At 72.2% G+C, this 14,640-nt stretch carries 13 protein-coding genes; 1 reads left to right on the forward strand and 12 read right to left on the reverse strand.

Features of this window, described 5'->3' with window-relative positions; genetic code table 11:
- Position 1: 1 nt before the first annotated feature.
- The 12 genes from ACWDXC_RS38440 to pgsA all read right to left on the reverse strand — a co-directional run bounded on the left by ACWDXC_RS38440 (position 2) and on the right by pgsA (position 12,316).
- Positions 2–1,996: a carbohydrate ABC transporter permease gene (locus tag ACWDXC_RS38440; RefSeq protein WP_449990704.1), complete on the reverse strand. Its 1,995-nt coding sequence runs from the start codon at positions 1,994–1,996 to the stop codon at positions 2–4.
- A gap of 94 nt (positions 1,997–2,090) precedes the next feature.
- The gene (locus ACWDXC_RS38445) at positions 2,091–2,843 is read right to left on the reverse strand and encodes a YebC/PmpR family DNA-binding transcriptional regulator (protein WP_219502167.1); all 753 of its coding nucleotides are present in this window, start codon (positions 2,841–2,843) and stop codon (positions 2,091–2,093) included.
- A gap of 6 nt (positions 2,844–2,849) precedes the next feature.
- A complete protein-coding gene (pdxT, locus tag ACWDXC_RS38450; protein WP_375074022.1) occupies positions 2,850–3,494 on the reverse strand; it encodes a pyridoxal 5'-phosphate synthase glutaminase subunit PdxT in 645 nt (214 codons plus the stop codon).
- A gap of 4 nt (positions 3,495–3,498) precedes the next feature.
- Positions 3,499–4,674, reverse strand: coding sequence for an MFS transporter (locus tag ACWDXC_RS38455; protein ID WP_449990708.1), 1,176 nt, complete (start codon positions 4,672–4,674; stop codon positions 3,499–3,501).
- Positions 4,675–4,684: 10 nt separating this feature from the next.
- Positions 4,685–5,113, reverse strand: coding sequence for a MarR family winged helix-turn-helix transcriptional regulator (locus ACWDXC_RS38460; RefSeq protein WP_219502165.1), 429 nt, complete (start codon positions 5,111–5,113; stop codon positions 4,685–4,687).
- Positions 5,114–5,188: 75 nt separating this feature from the next.
- Positions 5,189–6,892 carry an alkaline phosphatase D family protein gene (locus ACWDXC_RS38465; RefSeq protein WP_449990711.1) on the reverse strand — a complete coding sequence of 568 codons (1,704 nt, stop codon included), beginning with the start codon at positions 6,890–6,892 and terminating at the stop codon, positions 5,189–5,191.
- Positions 6,893–7,025: 133 nt separating this feature from the next.
- Entirely contained in the window at positions 7,026–7,952 is a 927-nt protein-coding gene (gene pdxS / locus ACWDXC_RS38470; protein WP_364181637.1) for a pyridoxal 5'-phosphate synthase lyase subunit PdxS, read from the reverse strand.
- Positions 7,953–8,060: 108 nt separating this feature from the next.
- A complete protein-coding gene (locus tag ACWDXC_RS38475; protein WP_449990714.1) occupies positions 8,061–9,080 on the reverse strand; it encodes a DUF3048 domain-containing protein in 1,020 nt (339 codons plus the stop codon).
- Between the two features lie 62 nt (positions 9,081–9,142).
- Positions 9,143–9,685, reverse strand: coding sequence for a hypothetical protein (locus ACWDXC_RS38480; protein WP_449990716.1), 543 nt, complete (start codon positions 9,683–9,685; stop codon positions 9,143–9,145).
- A complete protein-coding gene (locus tag ACWDXC_RS38485) occupies positions 9,682–10,812 on the reverse strand; it encodes a glycosyltransferase family 4 protein (RefSeq protein WP_449990718.1) in 1,131 nt (376 codons plus the stop codon). The genes ACWDXC_RS38480 and ACWDXC_RS38485 overlap by 4 nt, the downstream gene beginning before the upstream one ends.
- Positions 10,809–11,717 (reverse strand): phosphatidylinositol mannoside acyltransferase, encoded by a 909-nt coding sequence (locus tag ACWDXC_RS38490; RefSeq protein ID WP_219502159.1) that lies wholly within the window; start codon positions 11,715–11,717, stop codon positions 10,809–10,811. The genes ACWDXC_RS38485 and ACWDXC_RS38490 overlap by 4 nt, the downstream gene beginning before the upstream one ends.
- Complete coding sequence (pgsA, locus tag ACWDXC_RS38495; protein WP_219502156.1) at positions 11,714–12,316, reverse strand: phosphatidylinositol phosphate synthase; 603 nt, start codon at positions 12,314–12,316, stop codon at positions 11,714–11,716. Before pgsA ends, ACWDXC_RS38490 begins: the two co-directional genes overlap by 4 nt.
- A gap of 166 nt (positions 12,317–12,482) precedes the next feature.
- On the opposite strand from pgsA, the gene ACWDXC_RS38500 reads away from it, so the two are divergent.
- Positions 12,483–14,621 (forward strand): elongation factor G-like protein EF-G2, encoded by a 2,139-nt coding sequence (locus tag ACWDXC_RS38500; RefSeq protein ID WP_219502154.1) that lies wholly within the window; start codon positions 12,483–12,485, stop codon positions 14,619–14,621.
- The last annotated feature ends 19 nt before the right edge of the window (positions 14,622–14,640 follow it).

Consider the following 14,640-nt stretch of genomic DNA (forward strand, 5'->3'; position numbering starts at 1 on the left):
CCTACGCAGCCGGGGCACTCCCCCGCGAACGGGTTTCGCGGCCGGTGGTGACGGCCAGCCGGTCCAGGTAGAGCAGTTGCGCGGCGACGGCGGCGGCCAGCATGAGCACGACGACGACCAGCGGGGTGGCGAGCCCGGCCGGGGCCGGTCCGCCGGCGAACTGGGACAGCGCCATCGCCTGGACTGCCGGGGCGGTGGCCAGGCCCGGATCCTGGACCGCCAGGAGGGGCCACAGCAGGTCCTGGGCGTTCACGAACGTGACGGCCAGCACCAGGATGCCCGCCATGGGCAGCGAGGGCAGCAGGACGCCGCTGAGGAAGTCGCGCTCGTTCGCGGCGGCCAGGCCCTTGCACAGCAGCGTCAGCACGAGCAGCGCGGGCACGCTGACGAGCAGCGGCGGGATCAGCGCGACGAACGTGTCGATGAGGCCGAGGCCGCGCAGGGTGTTCCAGTTGGCGATGCTGAGCGGGCCGTCGCCGACGAACAGCCACGGCGCGAACGGCAGCAGCAGCCACTCGCTGCCCCGGCCGAGCGGCCGCAGCCCGCCGATGCCGAGCGCGGCCAGGTACGCCACGCCGACCGACACCACGGCGCCCACCAGTGCGGGCACCCACGTGTTGAGGTGCGTGCGCAGCCCCGGCGGCAGCCCGCGCTCCTCCCCGGGCTCGAACAGCGCCGCCACCCACGGCCACGTCAGCCAGAGCGCCACGGCGGTGACGACGACCAGCGCCGCCACGCCCACGGCCACCGCCGCCGGCGACGCCCGCCGCTCCCCCGCCCCGGGCCCGGACGCCTCGACACCGTACGGGAACGGGCGGCTGCCGGGCGCGGAAGGCCCACCGGGGAAGCCGCCGCCGGGAGCGGACGCCCCACCGCCAGGCGTGAAGAACCCGCCCCCGGCCGCGTGCCCTGCGGGAGCGGAGGCGTCCCCCTGGCCGGCGCCGGGCGCGTACCCGAAGGAGGGGACGTTCCCCGGCCCGCCGCCGGGCGCGTATCCGGCGGAGGGGGCGCTTCCCGGCCCGCCGCCAGGCGCGTGCCCGGCGGCCGTAGGGGTGTCCCCCGGGCGGGGGGCGGGTGCGTACGCGGAGGGCGGGACGGTGCTCGGGGTCTTCCCGAGCCCGAGCCCCTGCCCGGCGGCGGCCGAGGCGGGGCTGAGGGGACGGCGGGGGGTGAGGGTGATGCGCAGGCCGCTCGCGGCGGCGATGACGGCGGCGACGACGCCCAGGACGCCGAGCAGGACGCCCAGGACGGTGGCGACGGAGGCGCCGAGGCCGAGCCGGATGGTCTTGAAGGCGAAGGTGTGCTGCAGCAGCGCGAGCGTCTGGGTCGAGTCGAGCGGCCCGCCCTGCGTGAGGGTGAGGCTCATCGTGAACGTCTGCAGCCCGGCGGCGACGGCGGCGAGCGCGACCAGGGCGCCGACGACGAGCATCGAGCGGGTCACGGTCCCGCCGCGCAGCGCGGGCAGGAACGCCATCACGGCGAGCGCGCACACGACGCCGAACATGGCCGCCGCGAAGATCAGCCGGAAGGCCCCGGGGGCGGTGTCCGGCCGGGACAGCTCGCGGGCCACGGCGGTCAGGCCGCCGGTGCGCGGGTCGAGGCCGCGCAGCCAGGAGGCGGCCACCGCCACCGGCGAGAACGTCACGAGGGCCAGCGACAGCGCGACGCGCCCGGCGCGCCGGGGCCAGGTGCCGGCCCGGTCCAGGGCGAGCGCCAGCAGCGGGGCGACCACGAGCGCCACGAGGAGCGGCATGAGCGTGATCGACAGGGTGAAGCCCAGGGCCGGCCAGAACGGGCCTTCGGCGTCGAGGGCCGTGCCGTAGTTCTCCAGTCCGACGAACGTGCTGGGCCCGGTGAGCCCGCCCCTCTCGAAGCTGAAGGCGATCGTCTGCACGGTGGGCAGGACCAGCGTGATCAGCATGCCGATGACGGCGGGCATGAGGAGCAGCCAGCCCAGTGCGCGCGGCGGGGGTTCGGTGGCGGTGCGGGAGGTCACGACGCCCGACCTTACGCCGACTCGCGGCGGCGCGGCTACGCGACGGGCGAATGTCACAGCGCCCGCCGGCCCCCGCGCGGGGCGGGGGCGCGCGTCAGGCGTCGAGCTTCTCCATGACCTCGTCGGAGACGTCGAAGTTGGCGAAGACGTTCTGCACGTCGTCGCTGTCCTCCAGCGCCTCGATGAGGCGGAAGACCTTCTTGGCGCCCTCCTCGTCGAGGGGCACGCTCATCGTCGGCAGGAAGCTCGACTCGGCCGAGTCGTAGTCGATCCCGGCCTCCTGGAGCGCCTTGCGGACGGGGACGAGGTCACCGGCCTCGGAGACGACCTCGAAGGAGTCGCCGAGGTCGTTGACCTCCTCGGCGCCCGCCTCCAGCACGGCCATGAGGACGGTGTCCTCGTCGAGACCGTTCTTGGGGACGAGCACGACGCCCTTGCGGTTGAACATGTAGGACACCGAGCCGGGGTCGGCCAGGGAGCCGCCGTTGCGGGTGAGCGCGACGCGCACCTCGGAGGCGGCGCGGTTGCGGTTGTCGGTGAGGCACTCGATGAGCACCGCGACGCCGCCGGGCGCGTAGCCCTCGTACATGATGGTCTGCCAGTCGGCGCCGCCCGCCTCCAGGCCGCCGCCGCGCTTGCGGGCCCGTTCGATGTTGTCGTTGGGCACCGAGTTCTTCTTCGCCTTGAAGATGGCGTCGAAGAGCGTCGGGTTGGCGTCCGGGTCAGGGCCGCCGGTCCTGGCCGCCACCTCGATGTTCTTGATGAGCTTGGCGAACAGCTTGCCGCGCTTGGCGTCGAGTGCGGCCTTCTTGTGCTTCGTCGTCGCCCATTTGGAGTGGCCGGACATCGGCTACTAGTCCCTCACTGTCGATACAACCATGTCTACGAAATACCGGTGCACGCGCGTGTCACCCGTGAGCTCCGGGTGGAACGAGGTCGCGAGCAGCGATCCTTGCCGGACCGCGACGATCCTATCCCCAGGCTCGGCCCTGCCCAGCACTGTGACGCCCGATCCGACGGATTCGACCCACGGCGCGCGGATGAAGATGGCGTGCACGGGCTCGCCCGCGAAGTCGAGATCGGCCTCGAAGGAGTCGACCTGGCGGCCGAAGGCGTTGCGGCGCACGACCATGTCGATGCCGCCGAACGTCTGCTGACCGGCGATGCCGTCCTCGATGCGGTCGGCCAGCATGATCATGCCGGCGCAGGAGCCGTAGGCGGGCATGCCGGACTTGATCCGCAGGCGCAGGGGTTCGAGCAGGTCGAAGGTGTCGGCGAGCTTCCAGATGGTGGTCGACTCGCCGCCGGGGATGACGAGCGCGTCGACGGCGTCGAGCTCGGCGGGCCGGCGCACGGTGGTGGCCGTCGCGCCCGCTTCCTGGAGCATGCGCACGTGCTCGCGCACGTCTCCTTGCAGGGCGAGTACACCGATCGAGGGCACGTTCTTCCTTCCGCCTGATGAGCCGACACCGCTTTCAACGTCACGGGCCCCGGACATCTTCCTACACGACGGCGGGGACGAGCGCGCCGAGGTGGTGCCTGCGGGTGAACAGCACGGCCATGCCCACGCCGCAGCACAGCGCGCCGAGCAGGTACGGGACGGGCGTGCCGAGGTCCTCGCCGAGCTTGGTGGCGAGGTACGGGGCCAGGGCGCCGCCCATCCAGCGGACGAAGTTGTAGCCGGCGGAGGCGACGGGCCGGGGCGCGTCGGAGACCTCCATGGCCGATTCGGTGAAGACGGTGTTGCAGAGCCCGATCGGGACGCCGGTCAGCACGGTGAAGGCGACGATCCCGGCGTGCTGACCGGCCGAGGCGGTGACGGCGATGCCGATCTGGCCCACGGCCAGCAGCGCGAGCGCCAGGTGGAGCACGCCGACCGGGCCGAGGCGGCGGCGCAGCGCGGGCGCGCCGAGCACCGAGGCGAGGGCGACGCAGACGCCCCAGCCGAAGAAGACGGCGCCGATGCCGTACGGGCTCATGCCGAGGATGAACGGGGTGAAGGCGAGCACGGTGAAGAAGGCGAAGTTGTAGAACAGCGCGGTGAAGGCGGTGGTGGACAGGCCGCCGTGGGCGAGGGCGCGCAGCGGGGCGCTCAGCCGGGTCCGGGTGGCGGGCGGCGGGGTGGCCTTGAGCAGGGTGAGGATGAGCAGGAATCCGGCGGCCATGAGGGTGGCGGTGCCGAAGAAGGGGGCGCGCCAGTTCCAGTCGCCGAGCAGCGCCCCGGCCAGCGGGCCGAGGGAGATGCCCAGGCCGAGCGCGGCCTCGTACAGGATGACGGCCGATTCGGCGCCGCCGGTGGCGGCGCCGACGATGACGGCCAGGGCGGTGGCGACGAACAGGGCGTTGCCCAGGCCCCAGCCGGCGCGGAAGCCGACGAGCTCGGCGACGCTGCCGGAGGTGCCGGCCAGGGCGGCGAACACGACGACGAGGGCGAGGCCGGCGAGCAGCGTGCGCTTGCCGCCGATGCGGCTGGAGACCCAGCCGGTGACGAGCATGGCGACGGCGGTCACCAGGAAGTAGCTGGTGAACAGCAGCGACACCTGGCTCGGGGTGGCGTCGAGGCCCTGGGCGATGGCGGGCAGGATGGGGTCGACCAGCCCGATGCCCATGAAGGCGACGACCGCGGCGAACGCGGTGGCCCACACGGACATCGGCTGGCGGAGGATTCCGCCGGACAAATGATGCTCCTTACCGATTTTTCCTGCCGAACTTCGCGAGCACCGGGAGGGCGGCGGCGAGCGTGTCGCGTTCGTCGCCGGTGAGCCCGGCCAGTTCCTCCGCGATGGCGGCGATCCTGGCGCGGCGCACGGCGAGCAGGCGTTCGCGGCCCTCGCCGGTGAGCTCGACGGTCCTGACGCGGGCGTCGGCCGGGTCGGCGCCCCGGGCCACGAGGCCGGCCTCCTCCAGCCGGTTGATCTGCACGCTCATGGTCGGCAGCTGCACGGCGTGCTCCTCGGCCAGCTCCGTCATGCGGCGCGGGCCGGGCTCCAGCGAGCCGAGCACGGCGTACTGCTGGCTGGTGACCGGCTGGCCCGCAGCACTGCGCCGCAGGAGCAGCACCAGGTGGCGCAGCACGGTGGAGACCTGTTCGGCGAGCGCGAGTTCGGCGTCCTTCATACTTAGCCAGTCTAAGTTAGCCAAGCTAAGTATGACAAACGAAAGAAGGCGGCACGAAGGCCGCCTTCTTCTCCCCTACGGGCGTTCGGTCTCCAGGCGGACCGTCTCCTCGGCGGTCATCGTGCGGCTGCGCAGCGCCGGGTCGAGCGGGCGCAGGTAGGTCTGCTGCACGCCGGGCACCCGGTCCTCGACCACGTACGTGGCCCGCGTGTACGCCTCCGCGCCGGCCTCGCGCACCTGCGGGAGCACCTTGAAGTCGGCGGTGAGCAGGTCGCGCTCGATGCGCGTCAGCACGTAGCCGCGCTGGTTGTTGTAGAACTTCAGGTGCGGGTTGATCTTCAGGAACGGGTGCGCCGCCGGGTCGGAGTCGGCGCCGTCGCCGCCCGTGGAGATCGAGCTGGCCACCAGCTCCGAGCCGACCGACGGGCCCGTCGGGTCGTCGTAGTCGAGCTTGAGGTCGCTGGCCCAGTGCGCGTGCACGTCGCCGGTCAGCACCACCGGGTTGCGCACCCCGGCGTCGATCCAGCCCTGGGTGATGCGGCGACGCGAGGCCACGTAGCCGTCCCAGGCGTCCTGGCTGGTGATCTTGGCGGGTCCGGCGTTGTTGTCACGCTGGGCGAAGAACACCTGCTGGCCGAGGATGTCCCACTGGGCGCGCGAGTGGCGGAGGCCGTCGAGCAGCCACGCCTCCTGCTCGGCCCCGGTGATCGAGCGGGCCGGGTCGACGGCGGCCGGGCAGTCGCGGTAGCCGTCGCCGCAGCCCTGGTCGTCGCGGTACTGGCGGGTGTCGAGCATGTGGAAGGTGGCCATCCGGCCCCACCGGACGCGCCGGTAGAGCTGCATGTCGATGCCGCGCGGCACGGACCTGCGGCGCAGCGGCATGTTCTCGCAGTAGGCGCGGAAGGCGGCCTCGCGCCGGGACAGGAAGCCCGGCTGCGGGATCTCCGGCTTCTCCGGCACCTCGTCGGCCCAGTTGTTGTCCAGCTCGTGGTCGTCCCACACGACCAGCCACGGCGAGGCGGCGTGCGCGGCCTGCAGGTCGGGGTCGGCCTTGTACTGGGCGTGCCGCTGCCGGTAGCCGGCCAGCGTCTCGGTCTCGGGGCCCTCGTGGTGGCGCACGTTGCCGCCGGGGCTGTTGTACGTCTCCCGCTTGTACTCGTACTGGTAGTCGCCCAGGTGCAGGACGATGTCGGGGCGGTCCTCGGCCATGCGGCGGTAGGAGGTGAAGTAGCCGTGCTCGTACTGGGCGCAGGAGGCGAACGCCATCGTGAGCGCGCCGCCGTACGACAGCGGGTGCGGCGCGGTCAGCGCCCGGCCGACGGGCGAGACGTACGGGCCGACACGGAAGCGGTACCAGTATTCGCGGCCGGAGCTGAGGTGGCCCACCTCGACGTGCACGCTGTGCCCCCATTCGGGCGCGGCCACGGCCACGCCGGCGCGCACGAGGCGGCGGCAGCGCTCGTCGGCGTACACCTGCCACAGCACCGGGAAGGGGCGGTTCGGCATGCCGCCCATGCCGTCCTCGGCCAGCGGCTCCTGGGCGAGCCGGGTCCACAGCACGAAGCCGTCGTGGTCGGGGTCGCCCGAGGCGACGCCGAGCGTGAAGGGGTCGGTGCGCAGGCCGCGCGAGGCGAGGGACTGGGCGGACTCGGCGGCGGGATCGGGCACGGGGTCAGGCACGGGATCGGGCTGGGCGTGGGCGGCGCCGGCGGGAACGGCCGCCGCGGCGCCCGCCGCCAGTCCGGTGACGAGGAAGTGCCGTCGGTTGAGCTCGGGCATGGCTGCTCCTTGAGACGATCAAGGCCGGGGACGAGCGTAGCCTGACTCAGGATCATGACTCATGAGTGAACGCCATGCGACACGTAAAAGGCGACATCCTTCGCGGATGCCGCCTTTTACGGAAGTTTTCGCCCTACCAGCCGCGCTCGGCGAGCCGGTGCGGCTGCGGGATCTCGTCCACGTTGATGCCGACCATGGCCTCGCCCAGACCGCGCGACACCTTGGCGATGACGTCCGGGTCGTCGTAGAAGGTGGTCGCCTTGACGATCGCCGCGGCGCGCTTGGCCGGGTCGCCCGACTTGAAGATGCCCGAGCCGACGAACACGCCCTCGGCGCCGAGCTGCATCATCATCGCGGCGTCGGCCGGGGTGGCGATGCCGCCCGCGGTGAACAGCACGACCGGCAGCTTGCCCGTCCTGGCCACCTCGGCGACCAGCTCGTACGGGGCCTGCAGCTCCTTGGCCGCCACGTACAGCTCGTCCTCGGGCAGCGTGGTCAGCCGCTTGATCTCGGCGCGGATCGTGCGCATGTGGGTGACGGCGTTGGAGACGTCGCCGGTGCCGGCCTCGCCCTTGGAGCGGATCATGGCCGCGCCCTCGGTGATGCGGCGCAGCGCCTCGCCCAGGTTGGTCGCGCCGCACACGAACGGCACGGTGAACTGCCACTTGTCGATGTGGTTGGCGTAGTCGGCCGGGGTGAGCACCTCGGACTCGTCGACGTAGTCGACGCCCAGCGCCTGGAGCACGCGGGCCTCGACGAAGTGGCCGATGCGGGCCTTGGCCATGACGGGGATCGACACGGCGGCGATGATGCCGTCGATCATGTCGGGGTCGCTCATCCGCGAGACGCCGCCCTGCGCGCGGATGTCGGCGGGCACCCGCTCCAGGGCCATGACGGCGACCGCTCCGGCGTCCTCGGCGATCTTGGCCTGCTCAGGGGTGACGACGTCCATGATGACGCCGCCCTTGAGCATCTCGGCCATGCCGCGCTTCACACGGGCGGTGCCGGTCTCGGGGCCGGCGGTCTTCTGGGCTTCGGGCGTGCTGCTGGACACGGTCATCCTCACGAGGCTCTGGGGGGCAACGGTAAGTTATCAAACCCATGGTAGGTCCTGATGTGGCACTTCCCCGCCTGCCACGATGTCAGCTTCGGCGGGGAGTTTTGTACGTCAAGGAGTCACAGGCTTGCGGCTGGCGAGCGCCACCCAGACCTGCCCGGGCGCGAAGTTCATCGGCTCGCCGCTCTGAGTGGTGAACGTCGTGCCGCCGTCCTCCGATTCCCGCTCCCACTTCGCCTTGTACGCCTTGCCGTCCCGCAGCACGATCGCCGAGCCCTTGCCGGTGGTGTGCACCAGCGGCGTGTAGCTCTGGTTGCTGTCGTGGAACTGCGAGCGCTCGGTCTTGGTGTACTGGATGACGATCGTCGGGGCGCCGAGCTGGCCGCCCTCGGCCGCCATGTCCTTCTTGCCGTCCTGCCAGATCAGCCACTGCTTCTTGGCCTCCGACCAGGCGAACGTGAAGCGGGCCGCGGGCCACCTGACCGTGTAGGACTTGCGCTCGACGCCGCCCTCGGCGGGCGGGTCGCCGAAGGTGAAGCCGACGTCCTTGGCCTTGCTCGCCTTCGGCGCGGCGGCCAGCAGCTTCTTGGTGTGGGCGAACAGGTTGTAGGGGGCGAAGCGGCCGGGCTGGCGGAAGTACGCGCCGGGCACCCGGCTGTCGGAGACGTCGAACAGCGACGCCTCGGCGATGAACGGCAGCATCTTGGTCTGCGCGCCCGAGTAGGAGAACGCGGGCTTGCCGAACATGGGCGCGATGTGCAGGTCGGAGATGCGGGCGCTGCGGACCGGGCCGACCTTGGCCGGGATCTTGGACGAGAAGATCGCCATGAGCCGCGTCAGGCCCGCCTCGACCTGCTCGATGTAGACGATGTCCGCGCTCTTGAGCCCCATCTGGGGCTTGCCCGCGGCGGTGTTCTCGATCTTGACGGCGACCACCGGCTTGGCCCCGCCCGTCATCGGCAGGCCCGTGAACGGGTGCAGGTTCTCCGGCGTCGGCTCCTCGGCCGGCGCCTGCGACGTGGCGGCCTGCGGCACGTTGCCGGGCGCGGGCTCCTCCGACGAGCAGGCCGCCAGCGGGAGAAGGACGGCCGCTCCGGCCAGCGTCACCGTGATCATCCGGGGTAGCCGCACCTGAAATCTCCTCCGCTCTTGCCTGAAACGGAAGGAAGCTTACCGGTCTACCCAAAATCGGGTCATTCAGTTGCCATCGCTGCCGGCGGATCGTCGTCGATCTCGAAGAAGCCGGGGTACTCGGTGTGCCCGGCCAGCCGCAGCGTGCGCGCCAGCCAGCGGCGCTGCGCCGTGCGCGTCACCCCGACCGCGTTGTTGTAGAAGCGGCGCGAGTAGACGACCTTGGCCACGGCCGCGTCGAGCTCCTCCAGCAGGTCCTCGCCGCCGGGCGCCTCGGCCAGCTTCTCCCGGAAGCGCTCCTGGTCGACCGCCGCCCGCAGCGCCCGCGACAGGTCGCTCTCGGCGTGCTCGCGCTCCTCCGGCCCGGCCGTCCTGGCCTCGTGCGCCGCCGCCGCCAGCACCAGCGACGTCGCCGGGTCGAGCAGCCGCGAGCCGGCCAGCTCCAGCACCACCGCCCGCCGCCGCGTCAGCGCCGCCTCCAGCGCCTCGCGGGCCAGCTCCAGCCGGATGTGCAGCCGGTCCAGGCGGCCCGCCCGCCAGGAGATGTAGACCGCCGTGAGCACCACGACGATGCCCACGATCAGCACGATCATGGTGGATGTCACAGGTCTTCCTCCACCCGGCCCGCCCCGCCGGCCGTCACCGTCTCGTACACCCGCACCACGTCACGCGCCACCGTCGACCAGTCGTACTTCATGACCGCGACCAGCGCCTCCTCCGCCAGCTTGGCCCGCCGTTCCGGCGCGTCGAGCAGCGCGGCCGCCTCCCGCGCGAGCGAGGCCGCGTCGCCGTTGGCGAACAGCGCGCCCGCCTGCCCCTCGCCGAGCACCCGCCGGAACGCCGGGATGTCGCTGGCCAGCACCGTCGCCCCGGACGCCATCGCCTCGGCCAGCACGATCCCGAAGCTCTCGCCGCGCGTGTTGGGCGCGCAGAACACGTCGACCGAATGGTAGGCGCGGATCTTGTCGGCCTCGCTCACCATGCCCAGCACCGTCACCCGGTCGCGGAACGCCTTCGGCACCTTGTCGTAGACGTCCTTGGCGTCGCCCGGCCCGGCGATCAGCAGCTTCAGCTCCGGCCGCTCGGCCGCCAGCAGCTTGAACGCCTCCAGCAGGATCGGCAGCCCCTTGCGCTCCTCGTCCATCCGCCCCAGGAACCCGATCGTCGCCCCGTCGGGCCCCCACCCGTCGAGCGGCTCCGCCTCGGTGTAGCGGCCGACGGTCACCCCGTTGGGGATCAGCACCGTGTCGCCGCCGAACTGCTCCACCAGGCTCTTGCGGGCCGCGTCGGAGACCGCGATGCGCCCGCTCAGCTTCTCCAGCGCGCTGCGCAGCAGCGGCTCGGCCACCGCGATCGCCCGCGAGCGGGTGAAGGAGGCGTGGAACGTCGCCACGATCGGCCCCCTGGCCGCCCAGCAGGCCAGCACGCCCAGGCTGGGGATCAGCGGCTCGTGGATGTGCAGCACGTCGAAGTCGCCGGTGCGCACCCAGCGCCGCACCCGCGCCGCCGAGATGAACCCGAACGACATCCGCGCCACCGACCCGTTGTAGGGCACCGGCACCGCCCGGCCCGCGCCCGTCACGTACGGCGGGAGCTCGTCGTCGTCACTGGCCGGCGCGATCACCGACACCTCGTGCCCCTGCGCCATCAGCGCCTGCGCCAGGTCGTCGACGTGCTGCTTGACCCCGCCGGGCACGTCCCACGAATACGGGCACACGATCCCGACCCTCATGGTCGCAGGTCCTCCAGCCAGAGCCGCTGCAGCATGTGCCAGTCCTCCGGATGCTCGGCGATGCCCTTCTCGAACACCGCGGCCAGGCTCTGCGCCACCGCCGCCACCTTCTCCTTGCGGCTGCCCTCGGCCGGGACCGGGATCTCCTCGTGGATGTGGATGCGCCAGTCGTCGCCCTCGAACGACAGGATCGCCGGCAGCAGCGCCGCGCCCGTCTGCACCGCCAGCAGCGGCGGCCCGGCCGGCATCTTCGTCGTCGCGCCGAAGAACTCCACCTCGACGCCGCTCTTGGTCAGGTCGCGCTCGGCCGGCAGGCACACCACGCCGCCCTTGCGCACCCGGGTGGCCAGCGTGCCGAAGTTGTGGCCGTCGCCGCCGGTGAGCGGCAGCACCTCCATGCCCAGGCCCTCGCGGAAGCGCACGTAGCGGCGGAACAGCGACTCCGGCCGCAGCCGCTCGGCGACCGTGGTGAACGGGTGGCCGACCGCCACCAGCCAGGCGCCCGCCTGGTCCCAGTTGCCCATGTGCGGCAGCGCCAGCACCACGCCGCGCCCGGCCGCCACCGTGTCGTGCACGTGCTCGGCGCCGACCGTGTGGCTGCGCCGCACGATCTCCTCCGTCGTCATCGACGGCAGCCGGAAGATCTCGTGGAAGTAGCGGAAGTAGGAGCGCATCCCGGCCCGGGTCAGCTCCCGCAGCTCCGCGCTGCCGGGCGCGAGCCCGGTCACCCTGGCCAGGTTGGACTCCAGCCGGCGCACCGACCGGCCGCCCCTGGCCCACACCCGGTCGGCCAGGAACCGGAACACCGCCGCCGTGGGCCGCTCGGGCAGCAGCGGGACCACGGTCCAGCCCGCCGCGAACCCCGCGGCCACGACTCGATCGGTGAAAGACGGCTTGCCGCTCATCGCTCCCTCGTCTGCCGGTAGACGTGAACCACGCGCTGTACCACGGTGACGGCACTGGCCGCCGCGAGCAACCACATGCCGGCCTCCAGCACGTAGGGCACCCCCAGCCCGGAGAAGCAGGTCGCCACCAGCGCGACCACGAGCCGCTCCGGCCGCTCGGCCAGCCCCACGTCGCAGGTCAGCCCGAGCCCCTCGGCCCGCGCCTTCGCATAGGACACCAGCGCCCCCGCCACCAGGCAGAACAGCGTCACCGCCGCCATCAGCGCGTCGCCGGTGGAGATGAAGTAGAGGATCAGCCCGGCGAAGATCGCCGCGTCGGCGACCCGGTCGAGCGTGGAGTCGAGGAAGGCCCCCCAGGTGCTGCCCCCTCCCCCGCCCAGCCGCGCCACCACGCCGTCGAGCAGGTCGAACAGCACGAACACGGTGATCACCAGGGCGCCCGCGGTGAGCAGGCCCAGGGGGAAGAACAGCAGGGCGGACACGACAGTGCCGAGGGTGCCGATCGCCGTGACGGCGTCGGGGCCGATCCCGCGGCGGACCAGGGCCCTGCCCAGCGGGGTGAGTATCCGGGTCATGGCCGGGCGCAGGAGTTTCAGCATCGCGCTGTCGATCGTAGGCCATCCTGAGGGCGGCGACTTTCTTTGCCCTGCCCCCCTTGTGATATTCGCCACAGGGGTATTTGGTGAACACACCGCGTCCATGCGGTTGCCAGAACCCCTCCGCGCGGGCGCGGCGTTGGCACGCACCGACGACGCGGGAGGCGAAGTGGCGGACAAGAACGCGAACGCGGCCATGGGAGCCGCGGGCAGGGCACCAGCGGCCGACAAGGCGGACGCGATACGCAATGTCGTCCTGGTCGGCCACTCCGGATCGGGCAAGACGACCCTCGTCGAGCAGCTTCTGGCCGCCACCGGCACCATCCAGCGGGCCGGCCGCGTGGAGGACGGCAACACCGTCAGCGACTTCGACGAGGTCGAGGTGCGCCAGCAGCGCTCGGTCAACCTGGCCCTGGCCCCGCTGACGCACAACGGCATCAAGATCAACCTGCTCGACACCCCCGGCTACGCCGACTTCGTCGGCGACCTGCGCGCCGGGCTGCGGGCCGCCGACGCCGCGCTGTTCGTCGTGTCGGCCTGCGACGGCGTCGACGGGCTCACCCAGATGCTGTGGGAGGAGTGCTCGCGCGTCGGCATGCCCAGGGCCGTCGTCATCACCAAGATCGACCACCAGCGGGCCGACTTCGACGAGGTGCTCGCCACCTGCCAGGACGTCTTCGGCGACGGCGTCGCCCCCCTCTACCTGCCCGTGATCACCAACGGGCGCGTCAACGGCCTGATCGGGCTGCTGACGCAGAAGTTCTACAACTACGCCACCGGCTCGCGCACCGAGAACGCCCCCGGCCCCGAGTACGAGACCCGCATCGAGGAGTACCGGGGCCCGCTGATCGAGGGCATCATCCAGGAGAGCGAGGACGAGTCGCTCATGGAGCGCTACCTGGAGGGCGACCCGATCGACACCGGCGTGCTCGTCGACGACCTGGAGAAGGCCGTCGCCCGCGGCAGCTTCTACCCCGTGCTCTGCACCGGGCTCGGCGTCGGCGCCCAGGAGCTGCTGGAGCTCATCACGCAGGGCTTCCCCTCCCCGCTCGAACACCCGATGCCCGAGATCACCACGCTCGACGGCAAGCCCGTCACCGGCATCGCCTGCGACCCCGACGGCCCCCTGGTCGCCGAGGTCGTCAAGACCACCAGCGACCCGTACGTGGGCCGCATCAGCCTGGTGCGCGTCTTCTCCGGCACGCTGCGCCCCGACATGACCGTGCACGTCTCCGGGCACGGCCTGGCCGAGCGCGGCCACGAGGACCACGACGTCGACGAGCGCATCGGCACCTTGACCTGCCCGCTCGGCAAGCAGCAGCGCCCCGCGGCCAAGGGCATGGCGGGCGACATCGTGGCCGTGGCCAAGCTGTCGCGCGCCGAGACCGGCGACACCCTGTCGGAGGTCGACCGGCCGCTGCTGATGACCTCCTGGGCGATGCCCGAGCCGCTGCTGCCGGTCGCCATCCGCGCCAAGTCCAAGGCCGACGAGGACAAGCTCGCCCAGGCCCTGGGCCGCCTGGTCGCCGAGGACCCGACGCTGCGCCTGGAGAACAACGCCGAGACCCGCCAGCTCGTGCTGTGGTGCATGGGCGAGGCGCACACCGACGTGCTGCTCGACCGCCTGGCCAGGCGGCACGGCGTCGAGGTCGAGCGGATCGAGCTGCGGGTGCCGCTGCGCGAGACGTTCGGCGGGCGCTGCCAGGCGATGGGGCGCAACGTCAAGCAGACCGGCGGCCACGGCCAGTACGCGATCTGCCACCTGGAGGTCGAGCCGCTGCCGTCCGGGGGCGGGTTCGAGTTCGTCGACAAGATCGTCGGCGGGGTGGTGCCGCGCCAGTTCATCCCGTCGGTCGAGAAGGGCGTGCGGGCCCAGATGGAGCGCGGCGTCGTGGCCGGCTACCCGATGGTGGACGTGCGCGTCACCCTGTACGACGGCAAGGCGCACTCGGTCGACTCCTCCGACATGGCCTTCCAGATCGCCGGCCAGCTCGCGCTCAAGGAGGCGGCGGCCAAGGTGCCCACGCTGCTGCTGGAGCCGGTCGACGAGCTGTCGGTGCTGGTCGCCGACGACTACGTGGGCCCGGTGATGTCGGACCTGTCGTCGCGGCGCGGCCGGGTGCTCGGCACCGAGCCCGTCGGCACCGGCCGCACCCTGGTCAAGGCCGAGGTGCCCGAGCTGGAGATCACCCGTTACGCGATCGACCTGCGCTCGATGTCGCACGGCACGGGCACCTTCCAGCGCACGTTCCTGCGCTACGAGCCGCTGCCGTCGCACCTGGCCGACAAGGTGGCGGCCGCCGACTGACCGGCGTCCCGGGAGGGCG

The organism is Nonomuraea sp. NPDC003214 (genome assembly GCF_053590035.1).

Bases quoted from the DNA above. Each gene is read 5' to 3' on its own strand.
- ACWDXC_RS38445 (WP_219502167.1), bottom strand. From the start codon at position 2,843: ATGTCCGGCCACTCCAAATGGGCGACGACGAAGCACAAGAAGGCCGCA.
- pdxT (WP_375074022.1), bottom strand. From the start codon at position 3,494: ATGTCCGGGGCCCGTGACGTTGAAAGCGGTGTCGGCTCATCAGGCGGA.
- ACWDXC_RS38460 (WP_219502165.1), bottom strand. From the start codon at position 5,113: ATGAAGGACGCCGAACTCGCGCTCGCCGAACAGGTCTCCACCGTGCTG.
- ACWDXC_RS38465 (WP_449990711.1), bottom strand. From the start codon at position 6,892: ATGCCCGAGCTCAACCGACGGCACTTCCTCGTCACCGGACTGGCGGCG.
- pdxS (WP_364181637.1), bottom strand. From the start codon at position 7,952: ATGACCGTGTCCAGCAGCACGCCCGAAGCCCAGAAGACCGCCGGCCCC.
- ACWDXC_RS38485 (WP_449990718.1), bottom strand. From the start codon at position 10,812: ATGAGGGTCGGGATCGTGTGCCCGTATTCGTGGGACGTGCCCGGCGGG.
- ACWDXC_RS38490 (WP_219502159.1), bottom strand. From the start codon at position 11,717: ATGAGCGGCAAGCCGTCTTTCACCGATCGAGTCGTGGCCGCGGGGTTC.
- pgsA (WP_219502156.1), bottom strand. From the start codon at position 12,316: ATGCTGAAACTCCTGCGCCCGGCCATGACCCGGATACTCACCCCGCTG.